Source organism: Haladaptatus sp. W1 (genome assembly GCF_001723155.1).
In the GTDB taxonomy this organism is placed as follows: Archaea; Halobacteriota; Halobacteria; order Halobacteriales; family Haladaptataceae; genus Haladaptatus; species Haladaptatus paucihalophilus.
Genome location: NZ_MEIH01000308.1, coordinates 71,088 through 92,275, shown reverse-complemented (window position 1 = coordinate 92,275; position 21,188 = coordinate 71,088). Strand labels below are relative to the sequence as shown.

The 21,188-nt window shown below is 52.4% G+C and carries 24 protein-coding genes and 3 pseudogenes; 11 read left to right on the top strand and 16 right to left on the bottom strand.

Annotated elements, in window-relative coordinates; all coding sequences use genetic code 11:
* Nucleotides 1–99 precede the first annotated feature (99 nt).
* Complete coding sequence (locus tag BG842_RS15980) at nucleotides 100–360, bottom strand: hypothetical protein (RefSeq protein WP_069451523.1); 261 nt, start codon at nucleotides 358–360, stop codon at nucleotides 100–102.
* Nucleotides 357–2,678 carry a VirB4 family type IV secretion system protein gene (locus BG842_RS15975; RefSeq protein WP_139136150.1) on the bottom strand — a complete coding sequence of 774 codons (2,322 nt, stop codon included), beginning with the start codon at nucleotides 2,676–2,678 and terminating at the stop codon, nucleotides 357–359. Before BG842_RS15975 ends, BG842_RS15980 begins: the two co-directional genes overlap by 4 nt.
* Nucleotides 2,679–2,795: 117 nt before the next feature.
* Here BG842_RS15975 and BG842_RS28980 point away from each other — a divergent pair, with 117 nt between their 5' ends.
* Nucleotides 2,796–3,002 carry a hypothetical protein gene (locus BG842_RS28980; RefSeq protein WP_139136149.1) on the top strand — a complete coding sequence of 69 codons (207 nt, stop codon included), beginning with the start codon at nucleotides 2,796–2,798 and terminating at the stop codon, nucleotides 3,000–3,002.
* A 309-nt stretch (nucleotides 3,003–3,311) separates the two neighbouring features.
* On the opposite strand, the gene BG842_RS15970 is transcribed toward BG842_RS28980, so the two are convergent.
* From BG842_RS15970 to BG842_RS15960, 3 genes are all read right to left on the bottom strand, one after another.
* Complete coding sequence (locus tag BG842_RS15970) at nucleotides 3,312–3,548, bottom strand: hypothetical protein (RefSeq protein WP_139136148.1); 237 nt, start codon at nucleotides 3,546–3,548, stop codon at nucleotides 3,312–3,314.
* Between the two features lie 189 nt (nucleotides 3,549–3,737).
* The gene (locus BG842_RS15965) at nucleotides 3,738–4,913 is read right to left on the bottom strand and encodes a hypothetical protein (protein WP_069451520.1); all 1,176 of its coding nucleotides are present in this window, start codon (nucleotides 4,911–4,913) and stop codon (nucleotides 3,738–3,740) included.
* 238 nt (nucleotides 4,914–5,151) lie between these two features.
* Entirely contained in the window at nucleotides 5,152–5,574 is a 423-nt protein-coding gene (locus tag BG842_RS15960; RefSeq protein ID WP_139136147.1) for a hypothetical protein, read from the bottom strand.
* A gap of 219 nt (nucleotides 5,575–5,793) precedes the next feature.
* Between BG842_RS15960 and BG842_RS15955 the strand changes: the two genes are divergently transcribed.
* Complete coding sequence (locus BG842_RS15955; protein ID WP_217493335.1) at nucleotides 5,794–6,051, top strand: winged helix-turn-helix domain-containing protein; 258 nt, start codon at nucleotides 5,794–5,796, stop codon at nucleotides 6,049–6,051.
* Nucleotides 6,048–6,218: a hypothetical protein gene (locus tag BG842_RS29980; RefSeq protein WP_175424177.1), complete on the top strand. Its 171-nt coding sequence runs from the start codon at nucleotides 6,048–6,050 to the stop codon at nucleotides 6,216–6,218. The genes BG842_RS15955 and BG842_RS29980 overlap by 4 nt, the downstream gene beginning before the upstream one ends.
* A 206-nt stretch (nucleotides 6,219–6,424) precedes the next feature.
* Here BG842_RS29980 and BG842_RS15945 read toward each other — a convergent pair whose 3' ends face one another.
* The 5 genes from BG842_RS15945 to BG842_RS27760 form a co-directional block, all read right to left on the bottom strand.
* Nucleotides 6,425–7,603: a hypothetical protein gene (locus BG842_RS15945; protein ID WP_254663237.1), complete on the bottom strand. Its 1,179-nt coding sequence runs from the start codon at nucleotides 7,601–7,603 to the stop codon at nucleotides 6,425–6,427.
* Nucleotides 7,604–7,984: 381 nt separating this feature from the next.
* On the bottom strand, nucleotides 7,985–8,221 hold the full coding sequence (locus BG842_RS15940) for a hypothetical protein (RefSeq protein ID WP_069451516.1): 237 nt from the start codon (nucleotides 8,219–8,221) through the stop codon (nucleotides 7,985–7,987).
* A 551-nt stretch (nucleotides 8,222–8,772) separates the two neighbouring features.
* Nucleotides 8,773–9,483: a phosphoglycerol geranylgeranyltransferase gene (locus tag BG842_RS15935; protein WP_069451515.1), complete on the bottom strand. Its 711-nt coding sequence runs from the start codon at nucleotides 9,481–9,483 to the stop codon at nucleotides 8,773–8,775.
* A 235-nt stretch (nucleotides 9,484–9,718) separates the two neighbouring features.
* Nucleotides 9,719–10,750 carry a hypothetical protein gene (locus BG842_RS15930; RefSeq protein ID WP_069451514.1) on the bottom strand — a complete coding sequence of 344 codons (1,032 nt, stop codon included), beginning with the start codon at nucleotides 10,748–10,750 and terminating at the stop codon, nucleotides 9,719–9,721.
* Nucleotides 10,751–11,001: 251 nt separating this feature from the next.
* On the bottom strand, nucleotides 11,002–11,439 hold the full coding sequence (locus BG842_RS27760) for a DUF5518 domain-containing protein (protein WP_083252573.1): 438 nt from the start codon (nucleotides 11,437–11,439) through the stop codon (nucleotides 11,002–11,004).
* A gap of 113 nt (nucleotides 11,440–11,552) precedes the next feature.
* Between BG842_RS27760 and BG842_RS28975 the strand changes: the two genes are divergently transcribed.
* On the top strand, nucleotides 11,553–11,747 hold the full coding sequence (locus BG842_RS28975; RefSeq protein ID WP_139136146.1) for a hypothetical protein: 195 nt from the start codon (nucleotides 11,553–11,555) through the stop codon (nucleotides 11,745–11,747).
* Between the two features lie 110 nt (nucleotides 11,748–11,857).
* Here the strand turns inward: BG842_RS28975 and BG842_RS15925 are convergent, their stop codons facing one another.
* Complete coding sequence (locus BG842_RS15925; protein WP_069451513.1) at nucleotides 11,858–12,253, bottom strand: hypothetical protein; 396 nt, start codon at nucleotides 12,251–12,253, stop codon at nucleotides 11,858–11,860.
* 826 nt (nucleotides 12,254–13,079) lie between these two features.
* Here BG842_RS15925 and BG842_RS15920 point away from each other — a divergent pair.
* Complete coding sequence (locus tag BG842_RS15920) at nucleotides 13,080–13,442, top strand: hypothetical protein (RefSeq protein ID WP_069451512.1); 363 nt, start codon at nucleotides 13,080–13,082, stop codon at nucleotides 13,440–13,442.
* A pseudogene (locus BG842_RS30650) lies at nucleotides 13,443–13,772 on the top strand (hypothetical protein). It begins immediately after the preceding gene.
* 161 nt (nucleotides 13,773–13,933) lie between these two features.
* Here the strand turns inward: BG842_RS30650 and BG842_RS15910 are convergent.
* The 3 genes and pseudogenes from BG842_RS15910 to BG842_RS33190 form a co-directional block, all read right to left on the bottom strand.
* Nucleotides 13,934–14,263 carry a hypothetical protein gene (locus BG842_RS15910; protein WP_069451510.1) on the bottom strand — a complete coding sequence of 110 codons (330 nt, stop codon included), beginning with the start codon at nucleotides 14,261–14,263 and terminating at the stop codon, nucleotides 13,934–13,936.
* An 87-nt stretch (nucleotides 14,264–14,350) separates the two neighbouring features.
* Nucleotides 14,351–14,989 (bottom strand): helix-turn-helix domain-containing protein, encoded by a 639-nt coding sequence (locus BG842_RS15905; RefSeq protein ID WP_069451534.1) that lies wholly within the window; start codon nucleotides 14,987–14,989, stop codon nucleotides 14,351–14,353.
* Between the two features lie 465 nt (nucleotides 14,990–15,454).
* Nucleotides 15,455–16,752, bottom strand: a pseudogene (locus BG842_RS33190) (transposase).
* A gap of 14 nt (nucleotides 16,753–16,766) precedes the next feature.
* Here BG842_RS33190 and BG842_RS27755 point away from each other — a divergent pair.
* From BG842_RS27755 to BG842_RS15885, 4 genes and pseudogenes are all read left to right on the top strand, one after another.
* Nucleotides 16,767–17,126 (top strand): annotated as a pseudogene (locus tag BG842_RS27755) (IS6 family transposase); the annotation flags it as partial.
* On the top strand, nucleotides 17,122–17,577 hold the full coding sequence (locus BG842_RS15895) for a hypothetical protein (protein ID WP_083252572.1): 456 nt from the start codon (nucleotides 17,122–17,124) through the stop codon (nucleotides 17,575–17,577). The pseudogene BG842_RS27755 and the gene BG842_RS15895, both read left to right, overlap by 5 nt.
* 58 nt (nucleotides 17,578–17,635) lie before the next feature.
* Entirely contained in the window at nucleotides 17,636–18,055 is a 420-nt protein-coding gene (locus BG842_RS15890) for a hypothetical protein (RefSeq protein ID WP_139136145.1), read from the top strand.
* A gap of 419 nt (nucleotides 18,056–18,474) precedes the next feature.
* Nucleotides 18,475–19,155, top strand: coding sequence for an IS6 family transposase (locus tag BG842_RS15885; protein ID WP_069451507.1), 681 nt, complete (start codon nucleotides 18,475–18,477; stop codon nucleotides 19,153–19,155).
* Between the two features lie 142 nt (nucleotides 19,156–19,297).
* Here the strand turns inward: BG842_RS15885 and BG842_RS15880 are convergent, their stop codons facing one another.
* Entirely contained in the window at nucleotides 19,298–20,089 is a 792-nt protein-coding gene (locus BG842_RS15880; protein WP_069451506.1) for a hypothetical protein, read from the bottom strand.
* A gap of 135 nt (nucleotides 20,090–20,224) precedes the next feature.
* Between BG842_RS15880 and BG842_RS29975 the strand changes: the two genes are divergently transcribed.
* On the top strand, nucleotides 20,225–20,461 hold the full coding sequence (locus BG842_RS29975) for a hypothetical protein (protein ID WP_069450061.1): 237 nt from the start codon (nucleotides 20,225–20,227) through the stop codon (nucleotides 20,459–20,461).
* Nucleotides 20,462–20,480: 19 nt separating this feature from the next.
* Here the strand turns inward: BG842_RS29975 and BG842_RS29970 are convergent, their stop codons facing one another.
* Nucleotides 20,481–20,864, bottom strand: a complete 384-nt coding sequence (locus BG842_RS29970; protein ID WP_069451505.1) for a HalOD1 output domain-containing protein — start codon at nucleotides 20,862–20,864, stop codon at nucleotides 20,481–20,483.
* Nucleotides 20,865–21,188 lie beyond the last annotated feature (324 nt).

Below are 21,188 nucleotides of genomic sequence, written 5' to 3'. Positions count from 1 at the left end.
CTTTGAACGGGCGAACGCGAATGAGTTCATCAGTAGCTTGGTTGTTAGACTCTGCACCGAGTTGTGCGGCACTGTACTCGGCTGACCGACTGAAGCGGCTCATCGACCTGCCCCCGGAATGAGTTTCGAGGCTCCGATCAGTACACCGATGATAGCGAGATACGACGCAACGATGTCCCCGAGCAGCGCGTTGAATTCCGGTGCCGAATAGCCCAGGAACGTCGGCACAAGACTGTTCGTGAAGAAGACCGCGAACAGCCGCTCGGCGAGGAACGTTGAGAACGGCTGGATGAGTGGAACACTCGCGAGTGTGTGAAACGCGGTCACTACCATCTCAACAGCCTGGAATAGGAGGCTCATTGGTGCTCACCACCGTCAGCCGCCACTACCGAACGGTGCGCCTCTGTCTCACTGTCCAGCTCATCACTGGAGTGCTGCTTATCATCGAAACGGTCGCCAAGTTGGCGCTCTAAGTACTCGTGCCAATTCCCGTGATCACTCGGCTCATAATCGACGATCGAGAACTCGATCGGATTCACATCCATGCTCATTTCAACCCGCTGCGGGTAGCACTCTCGCGTTCCGTCTTCGTCTACAGCAAGCAGCATTTCCGAATAGCCACGGTCTTTGTCGCCGGGGAGGGCACTATTGACGAAGGTTGCTTCCTCGGCGTTGAGCCCGATTTCACTCCCGAACTCGGGCGTCATATCGTCCAAGTGGTGGAAACACATCATCGAGGAGTTGTTGAAGATGACCTCTGCTTGCGATTTGAGCGCACTCGTCCCCTCGTCGTCTTTCGCGTAGAACTCGCTGATCGACTGGGTGCTGAACAGCAACGAGAGGTCGTAGTGCCGAGAGTGACGGACAACCTGCTCCAAGAACGTGAGGTTATCCGCGTGCTTGGTGAGATACTGCGCTTCGTCAATCAGGATCATCGTTGGGTCGTCGCTCTCTTTGGCCATCTCGTAAACCGATGTGAGGAGCAATCCAAGCATCAGCCCCGTCTCACCTTTCCCCTCCTTGAGTTGCAAATCCAGGTAGAAACTCCCGCCATCGGCGTTCAAATCGAAGCCGGTCTCCTTCGTGAAGTGGCGATAGCGCGTCCGGAACGCTTCAATATCCTCTGAGAGAACCCGCTCGGCCGCTTCGCGTGTTCGCAGCGGCACGTCCGTTTCACTCAAATCAGCGTCGAGGAGATCGCCCATCTGGTGAATTTCGGGGTTGTCACCTACTCCAGCAATGTGCGCAATCTCCTGAATCACGTCACGGAGTGTCGGTGATTCGTTGCCGTGCGTGCCCGGGTCCTTCGTGATTCCCTTCTCGTTGTAGGCACGCCGTCCGGCTTTCTCCCAGACGTTCTTTTTCTCGGCTTCGAGTTCTCGGCCCTCGAGGTCGTAGAACGTCTCGACGAAACTGATGAAGCGTTCCATCGCCTCGCTGAACGGCGTGGTTCGCCCGACGACCGATAGCTTCTCCTCGGGTGTTTCCTTGATTTCCAGCGGATTGAGGCCTGTTTCTCCGCCCACGACGATCTGCTCGGCATCGAAAAGCTTCGACGGACCTGCAAGCCCTTCGAGTGGGTCGATGAGCACAACGTTCATCTCGGGATTCCGTTCTTTGAGTTGGGTGAGAATTTTCTTCGACGTAGTGGATTTACCACTCCCGATTTTGCCGAAGACCATCATATTGTAGCCCATTCCTCGCAGATATGGATCGACAATCGTGGGTTCGTCTCGATCGTGGTGGATGCCAACCTCGATTCCCGATGGCTCGTAGATGTTGTTCGACGTGTAAGGCATCTGCTTTGCCAGTGCACGCCCAAGCATCGGTGTGGCCTTATTCATCGAATCGTAGACGAGCGGGGCGGCCGAGTGGGTCATCTCTTCCTGCTGGAAGTGTGCTGGCACAACCTCGCACCGAGCGGGTTGCTCTTTGAATCGCTGTTTTATTGTCTTCGCCGCATCCAGCAGCTGCTCTTCGGAGTTGGCGCGAAGGCTCACGTAGGTTGATGTCATGAACAGTCCCGACCCTGATTCGGTCAGAGAATCCTCAATATCCGAGGCGGCCTGCCACTTACGATAGGCCGATTCGGCTCCCCAGTGACCCTCCTGTTCTTTCTTCTCGTAGTCGCTCTTGTGTTTGATCTTGTTCTTCTGGGACTGTTGGCGGGCGTCGGATTTTGAAACTCCAAGCGCGTGTGTGGAGAGCGTAATATGCACGCTGGGTGTGTTCAGCACGTCACGAAACATGCCGATATCAGGGTTCTCCGGCCAATTCTCAACCCACATCCCAAGGACGTAGGTCTCCTCGTCCAGGACGAGATAGCGCTGATCATCATACCGAATCGACTCGGGGGCCAAAAACGACCGATAGTTTTCGGCGAGTGGATCGGTGTCCTTCGCTTGTACATCAACCTCGTAATCTGCGTCTACATCGGCGTCCCCGCCCACAACCGGCGAATCATGGATTAGTGCCCGAATCGTCTCATCAGGAATTGTCGCAGCGTTATCTGCTCGGTAGTAGGAGCGGAGGAGCCGAGTGAACTCGACAAGGGAAATGGGCGTCCCAGTGATCCCATCGACACTTCCGAGAGCTTGAATGACGCTGTCGACGCGCTTGTTCAGGCGAGCAGTCAGATCAGTGCGAAGCTGCTCGAGGTCATCGCCGTAGTTGTTCATCCGGCGGGCCTTGATCTGATCGCCGATCAGCGGGAGGTTGGTCGCACTCCCGAAGAGTCCGGCCGCGTCGTCCCACGATTCGGAGAGTTCGACCGGCATGACCTTCACGAGGATGTAGTGCTCGCGAACAAGCACACTCTCGTGGTCATCGTCGATAATTTCCACTCGTTCATCGAGCAGGCGACGTTGCAGGCGATCCATCCCCGTGAGATCTTTTTCGTCAGGCCGCTCAGCCGCCATTTCGTGATAATCCTCGCGATAGCTTTGCTTATCGAGCGAGCGAAGCGTACTGTACTGCTCAATCTCGAAATCGACGGTCGTTGAGAGGGCTTCGTCTAGCTGTTTGATGCGGTCTTCCCACTGCGATGCCGTCTTCGTACTCATGTTCGCGGGGTCGACGCGGATGGCGGCAACGACCGATCGGTCTACCAATTCCACGGCGTTGTGTCCCGGAAGTGGCCGATTCACGGGCACCCACTCTTGGGTCGATTGGCCACTGGTACTCGTCACGAATCGACGGACTAGGGGGACTGTTTGGAAGAGTTTCTGTGCGGTCGGATACTCGTTTGGGGGTTGGGCGTTCTGACTCATTGGTTTGGATTTCAGGTGTTGGTTTGCGGGTGATACTGTGGGTTAGCGGCGTTTGTGACGGGAATGGAGCTTCACCGACTGCCGGGTGAGCCATTTCGTTCGTTGGGCCACGAACTCGCCTGCTGTGAGGTATTCCGGTTCAACAGCGAGCACAACTCCTGCACCCGCTAGCGCAGTGAGTGTTAGGAGAATGCCCGCGATTTGGAGTCGCTTCGGGAGGAATGGTGTGAGGACCAAGATCCCGAGTGCCGGATAGATGGCACGAACGAGTTCGTTCATGTCCCACCGGCCGAAGACGTCCCGCCCACTGGCCATTTGATCGAGGACTTCTGCTCCGGGTGAATCTGACATGGGTAATCTGGGTGTGTAGTGAATCACCGCAGCACAGTGCCGCTCGAACACGACACTGTTTGACTGCAAGTGGAAGGACAGGTCCCGTCCTCCGTGGTTGAAAGTCGGTACGTGGTGTCAGTCATCGGTATAGCCCTTCTTTCCGGACAACCGCCATCCGCCTTCGTTCCGACGCTTACGCATGCTTTCATCTGGACGCGAGGGAGCCATCTCCGGCTTCGATCCCTGCCGTGTGATGGGTGATTTCTTAGGTTCAGGCGAAGGCGAGGATTCGTCTGTGCCGCCATCTGACCGAATGGCTCGAAGATTTTGGCGTCGACTGTGAAGCCAATTGGTGGCAGATTCTTTGCGCTCTTTGGCACGCTCATAGGATTTCTCCATGCCCTCCTTCGTAGGACGACTGTTCCCGGCCGCTTTGCTCATCTTTCCCGCATAGCGCCGCGTTGCGATCGACGTCCAGCCGAGGATCGCGACCGACAGGATCGCACCACCAAGGAAACCCATTCCGGCGAGCACGTCCCCAAGCGGACCGAATCCGAAATCGAAGTCAATGATCAGTCCAAGTCGGAGGAGGAAGGCCGCTGGGAAGACGAGGATGAGCAGCGTGACGTAGTGCCACGCCAGTCTCGCGAAGAATCCACGCATCCAGTCAGCCGGTGCCGTGAGTGCCATGACTACTAGGAGTGGCATGCACACCTGATAGAGGATGAGCAGTGCGTGCCGCGTGCCATACATGAGTGCTAAGGCAGCAACTTCCGAGACGCCCGCACCATGTGTCAAAACGACTGTGAGAATCGCACCGGAGGCCACTTTCATGAGCCCATTCAGCGTCGTGACCATCTCTGCCCCACTCGGGGCGAGTGTGGTCGCAAGTGCATTGTTCAGCCGGGCAATTGCCGTCCCAATCTGCCACCAGAGGCCGATGAACATCCCACCAGCCGTTGTCTTAACCAGCAGATCACTCCCGTCAAGATGCTGTCCGATGCCAGGCGTCGTGACCTTGATCGCGGAAAACCAGTGGTTCAACACTAGCAGTATCATCGACGTTGAGCCGACGTATGGAACATAGAGCTGCCAGAAGACAGCGTTCCAATTGGGACTCTGGTTCTCCACTGGATAGCCAAGGATACCGAGGTAGCCATCGTTCGTCGGGTATGGTGTCCCGACGATGAAGCCGGTGAACGCGTTGATGAAGTCCTCGAACGCGTGAGTGAGCTGATTGGCAAGCCACGTTCCAGCTAGATAATTGACTGCGATCTTCGCGGTCTCTTTCGGCCCCGGAATGTCGGGCATGAACCCACCGAAGCCACCACTCCCGGACGAGCCACTGCCCGGTGCATGCGAGCCGTTGGCTGGCGTCGTTGTCGTCGAATTATTGGACATAGACCCGTTGGGCGGAGTGGTTTGAGACATTGAGTGTGACGAGTGCGAGTCAACGGCGACTACTGGGGTAATCAGCATCGGTGCGAGGAGGAGCACAGCAAGACTGACAACCAACACTCGTCGGGTGTTGGCGTGCATGCATTCCTCCTTAGACACCGGGCAGACAGCTGGTATCGACCGGAAAAGCCATCCAGCCCATCATGATGCCGAGCAACGAGAGGCCGACAAGGGCGCTAATGAAGCCCTTGTGCCCATCCATCTGCATGCTTTTAAACGTCCCTTGCTTGCCACTCGACATCGAGAGTGCTTGTCCACCTCCACCGATGAGTTGGCTCAGCGCGTACGCACCGACGAGGAACGTTCCGCCAGCGGTGAGGAAGAACGGGAGTGCCTGTCCAATGAACTTCGATTGGTCACAGACGTTCACGCTCCCACTCGATTGGGCGACGACACGGCCAACAACGAGCCCCGACGTAAGCGCGATACTGTATGCCTTCGGAATGGCTTTTGCAACCGTCTCATTCGTGACGCCGAGTGCTTGACCAGCACGCACGGCCACTGTGTCTACCAACACTACACCAGCGTCAACCGTCCCTGCAATTGCCTGTGAAATAGAGTTACTAGATGCTGTTTCTGACTCGTTCCTGTCGCTCTGTTCGTGGTTTCTTGAGGGAACCATATTCCATCCTACTCAACTAGAAATAGAAATAAATAGTTTACGGACAGTAGTGTCTTTTCGTATTTTACTGTCCGTAAACTACAAAAGGTCAATGACAGACAACACTTACGTATGATACGCTACGAATTGCAGCCGATGGTCCGACTAAAGGATGTTGACAAGCAAATCCTCGACCTGTTTCACGAAGGCGATCGAACGCAATCATATCTGGTCGACGAAACAGGCTATACACGGCAATACATCCATCAGCGATTAGAAGTGCTAGAAGCAGCGGGCTACATCGAAAACATCCACGCCAAATCCGCACTGTACCACCTCCTTACTGACCCACGCGAAAACACCGAAGACGATCAAGACACAAGCTCATGACCGCACTCAAAACCACACTCATCGACGCGATCAAGCACAGTCGAAAAGTGCGCTTCTGGGGCGCAATTCTCGCCGCTGTTATCGTTACCTATGTGTTTGGTATCGAGGGATCTGGTGCTATCGTCATTATCCTTGGTACCTTCCTCATCGCGAAATGGAGGGCGTGACAATGGGAGCTATCGGAAGAGGTGCATCCGCAATTCTCTTCGCGTTTGGAGCTCCGTTCCTTGCGTTCGGTCTCTCCTTCATCGGGTTCTGGTACTATCTTTCGATGTACCTTCCGGGTGTGTGGGCAAAGCGAGTAGCCTTTCTTGTTTCGCTTACCTGTGTTTTGCTCGTCCTCCGAAAACTCAGAACCGTATAATCGTCGGGATCAAACCGGCTTCCCATCTACAGTGATATTCTCCATTACGTCACCCGACCCGCGAAAGAGCATATTCTTCGTCGCCTGCCAGCCGGGCGTCTGAACCTGCATATTCCGAATCGTGACGTTGTTTGCTGCATCATCGATCACGAGTGCTTTCGTCGGCGACTCGTGGATTGTTATCGAGACGTTCTCAATCAACGCTTTCTGCACCGCATGAAGGACAGTGAGACTCCAACCAGTCGGCTTCTTCTGAATAATCTGTGTATTCTTGACCGTACAGGAACCATCATCTAGCCGGATGGGACGCTGTTCGTAGTAGAACTTGTTCCCGAACGACTGGTCGATGATGACCTTGCACCCGATGATCTTCGAGTTTGTCCCGCCAATTCGGATGTTCGATGCTTGTGAATTGCCTGCAATGCAGTTTATCACTTCGACAGTGCCGTCTCCTGTACCTGGATGGCCGCCGATCACGTAGATTCCGTTATCAGGCCACCCGCCACAGATGATCCGTTCTAAGCGGAGTTTCCCTTGCGTGCGTGGATGCATCGTAATCCCCGACGTGGCCCACGAGCGGCCCGCATACGGCCCACCGTCGTACGTATCTCGTGTGTTGATCGTCTTTTGGTAGGTGAGGCCACCATGTCGGATGTCGATATTCCGGGCCCGAATGAACGCATTCTCAGTCGCTGGGTTCAGTCGGAATGGTCCCTGACACCCTAGCGAGTGCATCCCGACTTGCCGAATGTTCTGAATCATCGATTTCCCGGCTGTGTGATGATTCAAAATCTGCATCCCTTCGTTCTTCCCGCGCCAATCAGCTGTGAACCCACCGAATACAAAGCGTCCCTTGTGTGGTGTGTCAGGCACTCCGATTTTGAAATGCTGAGCAGGGCCGTGATATTCCCCCTCGGTCACATCGAATCCCTCGATCGCGTCCACACGGCCGTGCGTGAGGACCGCATTCTGCCCGATAATCCCGAGATTACGGAGTCCAACGTGGCGATGGCTCGTATTGAGCTTGTACCGACCAGGTGGGAAGTAGACGAGTGTATCGTCGTCGATTACCTGCTCGAGGACATCATCGATCGCTTGCTTCCCCGTGTTGTCTGCACCCTTTTTCTCGATGTTGATTCGGTGTTTGAACTGGTCGGCGTACGTTGTTGGATCGAGTCCCGACGGCATACCGCCAGTTGAGTTCGTGCTATTGGTGCTGTTCGATCCAGTATCTACCGCACCAATTCCACTGCCATACACACACCCGGACAGTGACGCAAGACCGAGACTAGCGGTTGTCGCGAGAAACGCCCGTCGACTGTGCGATTCGTGGCCATCTGTGTTAGCGGTTGGTGGTGTCATAGGAAGAATCACTGGCGTTTCAGTGCAGGCGTTGTTTCTAGAATACGTTATTACACAAATCTAAATAAGTTTTACGTACGTTACTAAGTAGATTGAAGTGGGTTTTTATAATTTCAGATGCCTTTGTTAGCATCGTATACTAATGAGAGACTGAAGAAAGAGTGAGAGGCAAGAAGAGCTCAAAACGCAGTCAGACCGAACGACTAGTTAGCGAGTAGTACCAGGAACGAGATCCCAAACCTTCTCCGTCGCAATGTACTCACCATCCTGCTCTTCGATGTATCCCTCGGCACGAGCCTCGGCTAATGAATCATCAATATCGCCGTCAAAGCGACCATGCTGGGTTGCAATCACACCGATGTGGTCGCGATCGATCGTCGCACGGTTGTTCCCACCCGTATTATACTTGATAATCCGAGCTACGATTGCGGCATTCTCGCTCATATCGAATGGTAGTTTCTGAACGGCGTTAAATTGGCTGGCTGTGCAGGTTAGTATAAGATGCTAACTAGCAGTAAACGTGTAAACTGAAGGCTCTCTTAGTCTCGCGAAGTCGAGTTAGCTGTCCGATAGCATCCAAAGGCGTATCCAAGCCAAACGAGAGCCAAGGGTATCACAATGAACTTTAGAAAGTCGAAAAACAGGGCGTAGTATACGACTGTCTTTCCAACCATCGCAAAATGGGGAATCCACGTTGGAAGAGTAGTGACACCCTCTGAAATACCGGCCACAAATTTCATCAACAAATATTCACCAATTAGAACAGTAGCGAACAAGGCACCAAGGGCAACTACTGGACGTCGAAGGGTTGGGTCACGTCGTATCGATTGAGTAAGTTCCATATACATTTAGTTATCCTGAAGTGTAGTAAATACATATGGTGTCTCACTTGTCACGACCTCATTACTCCAATAGAACTGCCAACATCTCATGACCTAACTCCCAGAAATGCTACTCACAAACGATAACTCGTGTATCGCGTGTAGAAGGCACAATTACTTATCCTGATGCGCGTCCTTTGCTCCATGAACGGTTGCCTCAACCGCTTCGATACCAGCGTCATGAAGCACATCTCCGACAATAACCGTATCAGCGACACTTGCCATCTCGTAGGCCGAATCATAGTCGTGAATGCCGCCGCCATAGAAGAGCTGCGCTGACGAGAGTGTATCTCGTGTAGCAGCCACTACAGCTGGATCACCAAGCATACCAGAATACTCGAGATAGACGATCTGCTGGCCGAGGATCTGCTCGGCGAGTTCAGCATAGGCAATGACGTCATCGACGTCGAGGTCACAGTCCGCCTGCGTGTACGTCGCGACCGCTGACGTTGGATTGAGGACGATATAGGCTTCTGGATGGACGGATTCCCATTCAAGATTAGATGAACGAACCCATTCGTGGTGGGCTCCTGTGATCCACAGTGGGTCATCGGCATTCAGAACAATCGGAAGCAGATAGCCCGAAAGTGTCTCAGTGTGAGACGACGATGGACGGTAGGTCGGCTCGACTAAGATAGGAATCTCGGTAGAAGAAAGTGCATCGAGTATTGGTTGAACGCGTACTTCTGTGACGTTCGTGGTGCCACCAAGTATAATTGCATCTGTTCCTGTGTCCGCGATGCCAGCGTAGGTATCCCCGTCGTGGAGTGCTTTGTCTGGGTCGATTTTGGTCACGTGTTCCCAGTTCGCCCACGAAGTCACCATAGCTCACCGTAGTGCAATCGCACGCAAACCGTTTTCTTTCGGTGAATCCCAATTCGTGGAGCAGTTGGCCCACCGCAGGTCGCTATCAACGGATAAATCAGAACATACAGGCCGTATCATCCCAAAGTAGTCAACCGAAGTTCGTGGTGTGGATTCACATTCAGGGAGCGTACCACCATATGACCTGAATGAATCGTATAAAGCTCCATTTCCGCGGATTCGTTAAAATGAGTGTTTAATTCTCGAGGTCGATATCATCGCCACGGTCCGATTCGTGCAGAATGAACGGCCCGATCGCACTCGTCCGCTTCGCAATTGTCGCGATTCGCAGGACGATCGAGGTCAGCACAAAAAATGGGATGATAGAGATAGCTGAGGACGCACTAACGATCCAGATGATATTTGCGACGCCGAGGGTCACGCCCGGAAACGAGGTTGGTGCCAGATAGAGTAGTGTCGCAATCGCGACGGCCAATGCGGGGAATGCGGTAATCAGAATCGACCGGATGAGGCGGACGAGTTCCCACTGAAAGTAGAGTGCTTTGAAATGCTCGCGTGTCGGGCCGAAAAACATGAGCACGTCGATCAATTCATCGAACGCATTTCGTTCCTTATCGTCGAGACTGTCTTCATACTCCGATCGGAGCCATAGGGCACCGTACAGCTTCCACGAATGGTTATAGTTCATCGCTGTGCGTAAGAGATTGAATTCACCGAACTCGGCGTCGTCTAGCTGCTCTTCGACCTCGTTAGCGTTTTCGATGAGAGCGACAACAAATTGATCGACCTGGTCGCGTAATTCGTCATCGCTGTTCTCTGCAAGAACGTCTTCGAGCACCTCGGCACGATCTTTGCTTGTCAGAATAAGTTGGCGGAGAAATGCCGCGGGATCGGGCAGCCCGATGGCCCCGATCAAACTATCGACATCTTGGCGAAACTCTACGGTGGCCTTCATTCGTTCCCGTTGATTTTTTAGCGACCCGAGTTCCTGTGAGAGGACTAGCTGACCGATGGTGACGACGAGCGTCACACCGGTGATAAGCGACGCAATGAATGCCTGGAATGCGATACCAACTTGATTTGTGTTGCTCATGACCGAGCGAAACGATGAGGGGCCGACTGTCCCAGCAACAACGAGAATTACGAACAAACCGAGCGTGAGCATGCCAGTAATCACCCACCGATCCCCATTGAGGAGAAACCAAAATCGAATTCGGGACTCATCCATCCGCCCGACCATTGATTCGTCCTTATCTGCGTCGCCCATGATGGCATATATGTCATCTACCGTGAAAAAGACGACTGCTGAACATTACTATCCTCTTAGGAAGTCTGGTTTCGTACTTTCGCGAGGGCGGCAATCTGGCCGAATCGACTGCCGGTTAGAGATTCAGGGGACAGTAAATTTGGTCCATTTGCATATGAAGAGTAGATTGGTGGGGACCCAATTGTTTCACTGCCTCATGTTGCACTAAGCGGGTGTGGACGGACTCCTAAGTGGTTCAGACTGCAGTGTTGCTACGCTGGAGTCGCTGTCCACCGAGTGATAACGGTAGTCGCCACCCAGCCACCGATTCGACCGCACACTAAACCGAATAGTGGAGTGAGAACAAGTATTACAACACTAAATACGACGAAAAATGCTATACTGGACGGTGATGGTGATGCAATCACAGTTGTCTCGATAGTGGAACTGACCGCCGCCACAATAGGTGTGAGTATCCCTACGATGCCACCGAGAAGTCCAGCGCGGAATCCAGCGGCATCTGGGTCTGTCGAACGGAGTGCGGCTATCACTCCTGCGATGAACGCTCCGAAAATCATGATGCCACCCCCGATGTCTGCCTTAGAATTCGGGAGCCAGTTCACGAGAACGGTGACTGGGAGTGAAGCGAGTGCGCCAATAAGCGCGAATCGCCATGCCGATGGGACAGCCCGGAGGGACAGCAGAGACATTCGTCTCTAGATATGGTCGAGAGTCATCATATAATCTTCGTAAGGGTGAAATGGGGTATTATTTATGGAAAGATAACGGTATTTTTAATTGTTCACTACGAGACTAGGTAGGCATGAGTAGCCAAGTCGCATTTGATCTTCGCCGTGCCTTACTCTATATTGCTGCCGCTACCGGATTAGCGGTCATTATTGGTATTCTCAAATTTGGCTCAATTGGGGGCGGAGTAGCACTCGGACTGGCAATCGGGATTGGCGCAACAATCGGTATTGCTTTTCTCGAAGTAGTTTCTCGTTATCGAAATAGATAAAATGTCCACAATGTTATACCTAGCAGACGTGGACGCACCCAATCTCGAGTGAAAGATTACAACTGAAACGCGGTTACTTACTACAGAGCGCGAGTCTAACAGTCGCTAACTCAGAGAGATGCTCGAAGCGCGGGCAATACTACAATGACACAGAACATCCCGACGAGTATCCCGAACAGTGTTCCATAGTACTGGGAGGCGGAGATCGGCAGTTGACTCATCAGAGCAGCCGTGCTGAGTGCCACGAACCCCACGAAAAAAATCATAAAAACAACTACGGAGGTCATTCCTGTTAATGGCTCTCCCAACCCCGGTATCTTCGCGCCGGGGGGTGTTCGAGAGAGCATCCAGATGATTATAAATACGATGACACCAACAGCTATCGCAAGCACAGAGAACTGCTCGAATGAGAGTATTTGAATCAAAGCCAACACCATCGCACTGGTGATAACCACTCCCGTCTCATGGTTCCTGAACCATGTTGCGACGGTCCTGTCTGGGCTCATGTTCTATTGGACTGTCGAAGGGTGGCGTATTAAATGCTGGATACGCAGTACTAGTCTACAACCGAGTTACGGCGGTCGCTGATGAAGCAAAACAGTTTCCTTGATTGCCGATATCACTGGATGCAGAACGTATATTTATCGATTAGCTCTTCGTTCGTACCCGATGGTAGCTACTGAATATATGATCGTGAGAACATTCACTACAAATCCAAAATTATAATATGGATTTGTGAAATCCTGATTAGAAAGTAGAACCATCAAATAGTATAGAGCACCCATTAAAATAACCGCCAATATACGAATATCTGGACTATACATCCTGCGCACTCGGTCTGGAATCACACTGGACATATATCCATAAACGAATTGAACCATACTAAAGATTAATTGGAGTCGATCCACTGCCGCTTATACTGCCCACAGGAAGTCAATCACCAAAATCGGCCAAACTAGGAGATGCGACCTCGCTGCCGTCGCACGTTCTACTTCGGTTATCAAATCAATCGTGCATTTAGAAACGCGTCGAAATCCCAAAACATAGACTATTTTCCCTACAGTCTTGATTAATACCTGATATACGACCGCGGATTCTATGTCACTGATCGCGCGACGACGGGGCCCATGAAGAACGGTTGCCCATCTCTCAAATTACCTGTGTAATTGGCCGGTCGAATCCCTGATCCGAGTTATTCGGCCGTCTTGAATCCCTCACGCGGTGATCGGTTTCAGCCAACGAGCGAGGAGCACCTGCTGATAGCGACCATCTACTGGCTCACAGCTTCAGTACACCCGTACATTGATTACGTCAGCACACCAAGTACAGCGTATGCCCGTACACATCGAGGAGTTCGAAGCCGGAGACCTCCCAAGTGGCCCAAGCGTGCCTCAACAGGTACTTGGCTATCTCTATACAAACCGGGACAAAGCGTTCACCCGGTCGGAAATCGCGACCAGTCTCGACGAGAATCCGAACACAGTTGGGACAGCCCTCTCGCGGTTGAAACAGCGTGAACTCGTCCGACACAGAGGAGAGTACTGGGCGATAACGAACGATCTTGATCGAGTTGCAGACGCGTATGCTCTCCACACGATCACGGAACGGCTCAATCAAGACGAAGGAGCGATCGAACCTGACGAGTGGGACGCAGTCGCTCCGGACGAACCGCATCCGAGCGAGCGAGACGAATAAATGCAACCGGAACGTGGCGATGTGGTTCGAAGTTCGGACCCGTTCAAACTGGGCGAAGATAGCCAACGACCGTGGCTCATCGTCAACAACGAATCGCATCCGTTCGGCGACGAGCAGTACGTGGCTGTCGCTATCTCAACGAAAGAGTACGGTGATTCGATTCCCCTAGAGTCAGCTGTCTGGAAAACAGGTGGTGTACCGTACGAATCGTTCATTTCTCCATGGGCAGTCCATTCCCCTCGTATCGAAGATCTGGTGGCGTGACAGGGTCGAGTCACGAAGGACTTTGTCGATCACGTCGTTGATTCACTTGAGACGTATCTTCGATGACGGTACAGTGTGTGCTCTGAACACTACCGACCGAGAATCGATTAGTAGGCTCGGCGGGATCGAAACCGAACGGTCCACTTCATATACACCCGAAAATTTCCGCTGACTACAGAGTGTGAATTGAGCAGTATCAAAGAGAACAACATCGGACAGTCGAGTCGTCAGACCAGCGCTTTCATCCAACACTGACGAGGCTCGTCGTCGTTCTCAATCAATTCTAACAGTGGCTGAAGGTCATCGAAGTTGGGACCCTTGGTGATTTCGTTGGTGTCGCGGTCCCATGTGATGAACTCCGCATCTTCGAGTCGTGGAAGGTGATTGTGACGGAACTCGATCTGGAGTCCGTCTGCCTCCCCGTCTCTCTCATACAGCTTTTGCGGGACGGCCCCGTCGGTACGCTGCGGATTCTGTTCTCGAAGCGCAACCAATAAGCGCCGTCGATGCTTGTTGGCTACTGCCTGGGTTATTCTTCCCCATTCTGTCTCATCCATTGTATGCTACCGGTGGGGACGGGGGAGGAAAGGAAACTTGACTGTGTGCACAGGACATTTATTACCCCAAGGGAACAGCGGGGGAAGTCATTGAAAGAGATTTTCAAGCACTTTCGCCAGGCCGCGCCAGAGGCGTTCGGAAAACGCTTGCTGGCTAATATCGAGTTCACCTGCCAATGCCTCCATTTCCACCTCTCGTGGGATTTCGAAATACCCTCGCTTGAGTGCCAGGACGATCGCCTCGCGCTGTTCGTTTGTCAATCCGAACATCCGCCCTCGCAACCCCTCCTCGGTCAAGGTGTATACACGTTCGATATGAAGCGGAATCTCGTGGTCGGTGCAGAAGTTGTAGAACTGGCCAACGTGATCGTGGTCCGTGAATCGGAGAATGAAATGCCAGTTCTCGGTCGCCGTCGCTTCAAGAATTGTTCCCTCAGTTTCGACGATACCCACCAGGAGGTCTTCGTGTTCACCCGTCCACGTAGCTTTATAGAGCGACTGACCGTCGAGCGTATCGAGTTGAACAAGATTTTCGACGTATCCACTTTCAGCGACGCTCGCTTCTAACCCTTCTTGATCTGGATTGACGATCCAGAAGAACGGGAGGACGGTGTTTCCGATGGGGACGACCTCCTCAAGCTCAATGGGGACATCACCAGCCCCGGTAAATGCCTGGCCCAATGCAAAGTCTTCCTTCTCGATGGTGAACTCAACGATAACACTCATACCCTGAACACGCTCTCCGACAAGGTAGTAATTGAGGCAGCGAGCGAATTTGTGACTGCGAAAGGGAAAATAGATGATATGCACCATGAACTGCGCATAGATCGAGACGAGGGTCCCCGGGGGTAGTCCACTTCCGCTTACTATGTTAAGTGGAAGTGGACGACACACCCTCTCTTCCAGTGTAACCACGCGGTAGAATCTCTCTGTCCACCATTAAGAGCATCACAACCACTCATAAACCACATACTGCAATATTAAACTCGTTCACTTGGAAGATGCAGAGTTTCGGAGGATAGGCTATCTTCACGTGTTTTTCGGGCCAATCGTGGCTCGAATGGGCCACGTTAGTGAGGTCTCAGCTATACCTCTCGGATTAATCTTAGCAAGTAAGCGAAAACACGTCAGAATTCGAGATCCCGCAGAGCGTCGCCACTCACAATGGGTGGCCCGAGTCGGCGTTAAGCGTTAATCCGGCGGGACCAGTGCTGAACAAACTAACTCGATACACTCACCAGCCGTCAGAACCGGGGCGTAGTTCATCTCACCGCCGACACCAGCCTTCAACAAGAAATCGGTGAGCCGCCAGATGTTGTGCAGCAGCACCGCGAACACGAAGTAGAACAGTCGTACTCGGTAATCCTTTGAGGACGTCTTCGCCAGGAAATCGTTCTTGATGCTCTTGTACTCGCTCTCGATCTGCCAGCGACGGCTGTAGCGGCGGCAGAACGTCTCAGCTTCCTTGGGGCCGACTGAGAGGTTCGTCGCAAAGACCGCTGTACCCTCTCCTTTCGTCGAAGGGACGTACAGAAACTGCATCGCGTGCGAGCCCTGCTCGACGTGGACAGTCGCTGATTCAACGGCAACCTCCTGCCGATCCTCATCCATCGTCTCGATGACTTTACGCTCGGTGCTGTGGATTCGTTTCGGGATGAGATAGTTCACGTCGAGGTTCGAGAGCGTTTGATACACTGCTTTGGAGTCAAACTCCCGGTCGCATAGCACCATTTCGATAGGAACGTGCTTCTGTGCGCGCCGAACAAGTCGTCGGACGACACGATGAATTCGATTCGGCGGATTCTCGTCCCACGAGGAACTCTCACGGACGGGTTCGACAGCGAGAATCAACGGGATATTCCATCCGACAACCGAGAGTGTAGCGAACTTGAATGCTTGACCTTCGCCGTCCTTCGTCCCGCTAACCATCGGCATTCCCTCTACGTTACCAAAGTATCGAATGGTCGTGATATCAATCGCGACGGTGACTGGACGGCGAAACGAAGACTCCGATTGAATTGCTGAGAGGAGTCGTTCTGTCGCCTGCTGAAACCCATCGAGCAGGTCCTCAGGATCAAATTGCTTGACTGCGCGGAGGTGGGCGTCTCCGTGAGGGCCATATTCTTTGCCCCGATGGAATTCGAACCGTGCTGCGCCTTGTGGAGTACCACATCCGACCATTCCGATGAACGTCTGAAGTTCGAAAAATCGCGTGTCTTCATATGTCGCGTTCTGGGCTCGCCAGAGTCGAACGGTCCGAAGCCATGCTCACGAGCGAGACGAGTTGTCCGGTAGATATCTTCGTCAGAAAATTCGGTAGCACCCTCTGCTGAGTCAGTAGTCTCCTCTGATGACTGCTTGACTTCCTCCAGTAGCCGGACTTCGGGAACCGAGAGGTCTTCGTTGTGAATCTCCTTGACTAAGCAGTGTGCACTGGCAGTGACATACCCACGAGCATGGAACTGTCTAGATAAGGACGAGTAGGTCAAAGAGCTAGTGATTCATGCTCCTCTTAGACCTACTCAAAGAGGGTTTAGAGACGGCAAATCTTGAATATTGAGAGCGTGAACGGACGGCGAACGCCCGAACGGGCGTTCGCCGTCCGGCTCCACGCGACCGCGTGTTCACTCAGAGAAACATAAGAAATTCTTGCACTCCTCGACGTAAAGCGGTTGCATCAAGCGATTTTTCAATGGGTTCATCGGAAATCTGACAGCGTTTAGACCCGCCGTTAGCCTCTCCGACGCGAGTCGCAGTGGACGAAACCGCTGTCAAGATCAACGGCGACTGGTCTTGGGTGTACGCTGCAATAGACATCGAAACAAAACTGCTGCTCGATGTCAAAGTGTTTGATCAACATGGAAGATCTAAATGATGAATACAGGCTCCATTGGGACTATCAGGACGGGGATTTTATAGGAAACCCACAGTCTGATGCTTCTCACTATGCCAAGTGGGAATATGAAGTGCCGGAGGATGGAAATTATTACAGACACACGTTTACAAGCCAAGCAGGAATCCCGGGCGATGGTGGTGCAGGAAACCTCACACTCCAATGGATTATCGACGTGGCTTCACCAACTGGTGGCGGTGGTGGGGGCGGGGAGATAGAGCAAGTTGATGGGAGCAGGCAGATAGAACAACTTGATGCACTACCCAAAAAAGACAAACGGAAGTACGGTCTACGAAAGGTTCCCCTCTCTGCGTTAGAGGAAAGCGGAATTGACGTAGACAAAGTACCGGTTGATGAGGATAATATGACACGGGTCTCCTTCAATCCGCCAATGTCCGTAACGGTAGAATTCGATGAGTAATTAACCCAGAAGTTACGTGATCAGTAACTTTACTATGTTTTAATTAGTTCTACGTACTATGAATCGACGAGATTGTCTGTCACTGCTGGCAATTGGAGGGATCACCAGTCTCTCTGGGTGTTCTAGTTTAGAATCTTTCGGACAGAAAATGGAACTGCAATATATTCAACTTGAAAATCATGATCCTAAACTACGTTCGTTTGATTTACTTATGATTTCTAATGGTAAAATAATGCATTGGAACACATATTCGTTAAAGGGAACTGACGAAGTTGATGGAATTGATCAGAAAACTATACAAGGAAAATGGCCGGAGAAATTGGAGTCATTCACCCTCTATGTCAGAATTGACAGAAACACCAACTGGACAGAGTTTTCTACAGAGAAAAAGAAAATTGACGCAGCTTGTTTTGGCTTAATTCCTACTTTAAACCCGGATGATGAGCTCATAATCGATCGGGGAACCTGTAAGCAATAGCAGCAATATTCTCTTGAATCAGAGTTCTTGATTGGTGGGCACTGTCTAGTTTAGCTCCTCGACAGGAGTTCGATTGACAAGTGATTGATGCGTGCTTCGTTTCGTACATTGTAGGTTGGTACCATCTCTTAAGGAGAGAACAAGTAATTCACGTTACTGGGCTACACTTTTGACAGTTTAGCCCACTGATCCTGTATGGGTTATATTACAGTGATTCCGAATATTCTGGATCCCTACATCACGCCGAACTATGTGCCACTGATTTAGAAATGTCGAATTAATTTTAGGATGGTTGGTTGGAGAACTCAACTACGAGCCGAAAATTGAACGGGAGAACGGTCGTTATTGAATCAAGGAAGGTTAATGCATTGACTGGCACTGTCTAGATAAGGACGAGCAGGTTGAAGAGCTAGTGATTCATGCTACTCTCAAACCTGCTCAAAAAGAGTTTAGAGACGGCTACGCTTGAATGTTGGGAGCGTGAGCGGACGGCGACGCCCGTCAGGGCGTTCGCCGTCCGGCTCCACGCGACCGGTTGTTCGCTCAGGGAAACAAAAGGGATTCTCGCACTCCTCGGCGTAAAACGGTCGCATCAAGCAATTTTCCAATGGGTTCATCGGGTATCTGACAGCGTCTCCGACCCGCCGTCGGCGACGCCGACGCGGGTCGCGGTTGACGAAACCGCTGTCAAAATTAACGGCGAGTGGTCTTGGGTGTACGCTGCAATAGACATAGAAACAAAGTTACTGCTCGATGTCAAAGTGTTTGATCGGCATGGGACCGATCAAGCGGCTGCGTTTCTGTCTGGATTGGCCGAGAAACACGATCTCTCTGACACTGTGTTTCTCGTTGATGGCTACGGCTATCGGACTGCCCTCTTTCGAATTGGATTGAGCGGTCACCTTGACTATACCGAGCGAAACCTTATCGAAAAGTGGTTTCACACGCTCAAACAGCGTATCGACCGCTTTCATACCTCGTGGGTGGGCAGTCGGCCGAGCGTTCAGCAGTGGCTTGAACAGTTTGTGCATTACTATAACCATCAGCGACCGCATCAATCGCTCAACAACCGAACACCTGTCGAGGAGGAGCTAAACTAGACAGTGCCAGTGAACTAAAGATACTCGCTCACAACTTCTCGCACCGTGTAGACTGCCGATCAGCCACTCGCTGCACTTTTTGATATCCATGGCGATTCTATCTTTGCCTTGTTCATCCTTCGCTGACGTCCCTGTAGGCCCCTTACTCGTTGCAAGATTCGCCGTCCGACCACCTGTCCTCGGCCTTGACCGGAGCAATAGCACGGGCCAGTTGCTCATCAGTATAGTCATGGTCCTCCAACTTCATACTCCGAAGACGCCATCGGCGACTGAGTTCTGGTTCCACTTCAGGGCCGACCCGGGCTCCATGCGTTCTGAAGTAGGCACCGCCGCGGCCCCGCTTCTTTCCTTCGTACGTGTGCTGGTCGAACGCGACGTCGTACTTCCCATCTATTTCGAGATTATCCGCTGGATGGTCAAAGCGCGGTTCGCGTCCCTCTTCATCCGCGGTGGCTCGTTCGGCCGATAACTCACTAAAGTAATCGTCCGCATGTGCGGACTCGCGCGAAGAGGTCGCCCTGGCCGCCGCTAGCGCAGCGTGCACCGCACACAGTCGCCCCCGCCAAGAGTCTTCCGTCCAGCGCTCACGCGCCAATTCCTCGTACCGGTCTATCGTGAGTGCCACTTCGTGACCGGCGCGTAGGTCCTCGACTACGTACAAGTTGATACGATCCCAAAAATTCCATGCGTAGCCGGACCGCACAAGCTCCCAGGCAGCCCACGCTGCGGTCTCCTCGTCAGAACGTCTGACCGCCTTTTGAAGCAAGCTGGAAACGGTATATCGGTTCACCCCGGACTTGGTCTCGTTCTCGCCGCACTCATCGCCGAAATCGTTCGTCGTCGCTCCCTTCCCGTCGCCAGTCTCGTTTGTCGCTTCGTCGTCGGTTCGCAACTCCCCATCTGATCCGAACGTGGCCTGTTTCTTCTCGTCCATACGGAGGTCTCAAGTCTATCGGATAAAATAGGTGGGCAAATCAAGCGCCCACGACCGGATGAGATTCACTGAATGATACAGAACATCGCGTGAAATCTCGGTCTTACCTATCGCGTCCCGAATTTGATAGTACGAATGGGTTCAAACGAGACGTCGCCACTCACCCCACTTGTGCAAGAAGCGCTTGAGGCACTCGAGAGCGCGATCCCACCCGTTGATGAACCCACCTCCGAGCGAGCGTATGCCGTTCTAGCCGAGAAAGAAGACCTCGAGCGGCCTGCTGCCGAAGATATCATCGAACGGCTGTACAGTAAGGGCCATCTCTACGAAGTCGAGGGAAAACTCCGACTCACCGATTACGGGGAAGAGTGAACACGATATAGCCTTCGCTCTAGTTGTGGATGGGGTTTCGACTACTGCTGCGGTGTGGTCCAAGTGGTTCGTAAATGAGGACGGTATCGTTGCTGCGAACGGTAACGAGATAGTCTTCGATGGTGAATCGGACCTCGACACCACTTTCTTTTGTTGTACTTGCCTCGATAATCTCTTCGAGCGCATCCGGGTTCACGTGCTGGTACAGACTGAGTGAGGTCTGGCCGTCGGGTGGCTTCAGCGTATCAACAATCGTTTCGATCAAACTCACTGTCAACGATTGATCTGGATCGACCGACCAAGTCGCGATCAACACGTATTGTGGTGGATTAGTTGGGTCCGCGGATGTACTTTCGTTTTCGAACCAGTGTGTCGTTTCGACGGAGGCTGGGTTACTCGACATACTTTCTGTATGTACTCGATCTATTTGAGTAACACCTGCTTACCTCCAAAACCGCTTGAGACCGGTTCATCGCCCAAAATTGGATACCCAGGAGAGCATCGATCGAATACTAAAATCAATTTTTGTGCTTCCGGTACTCGTTTTATCCTTCCGCCCATCGGTCTATATGCGTTCGCACGGCCTCCCACAGAAACACACTGTCTAGCGCCATCACGCAGACAACCTTCCATACCGACTGCCTGTGAACGCATACCCCGCACTCCGACCGATTTTTTCACATCGCCTGTCTTCTAGCTACTTCGGTCAGTGGTTTCGATGGTGGAG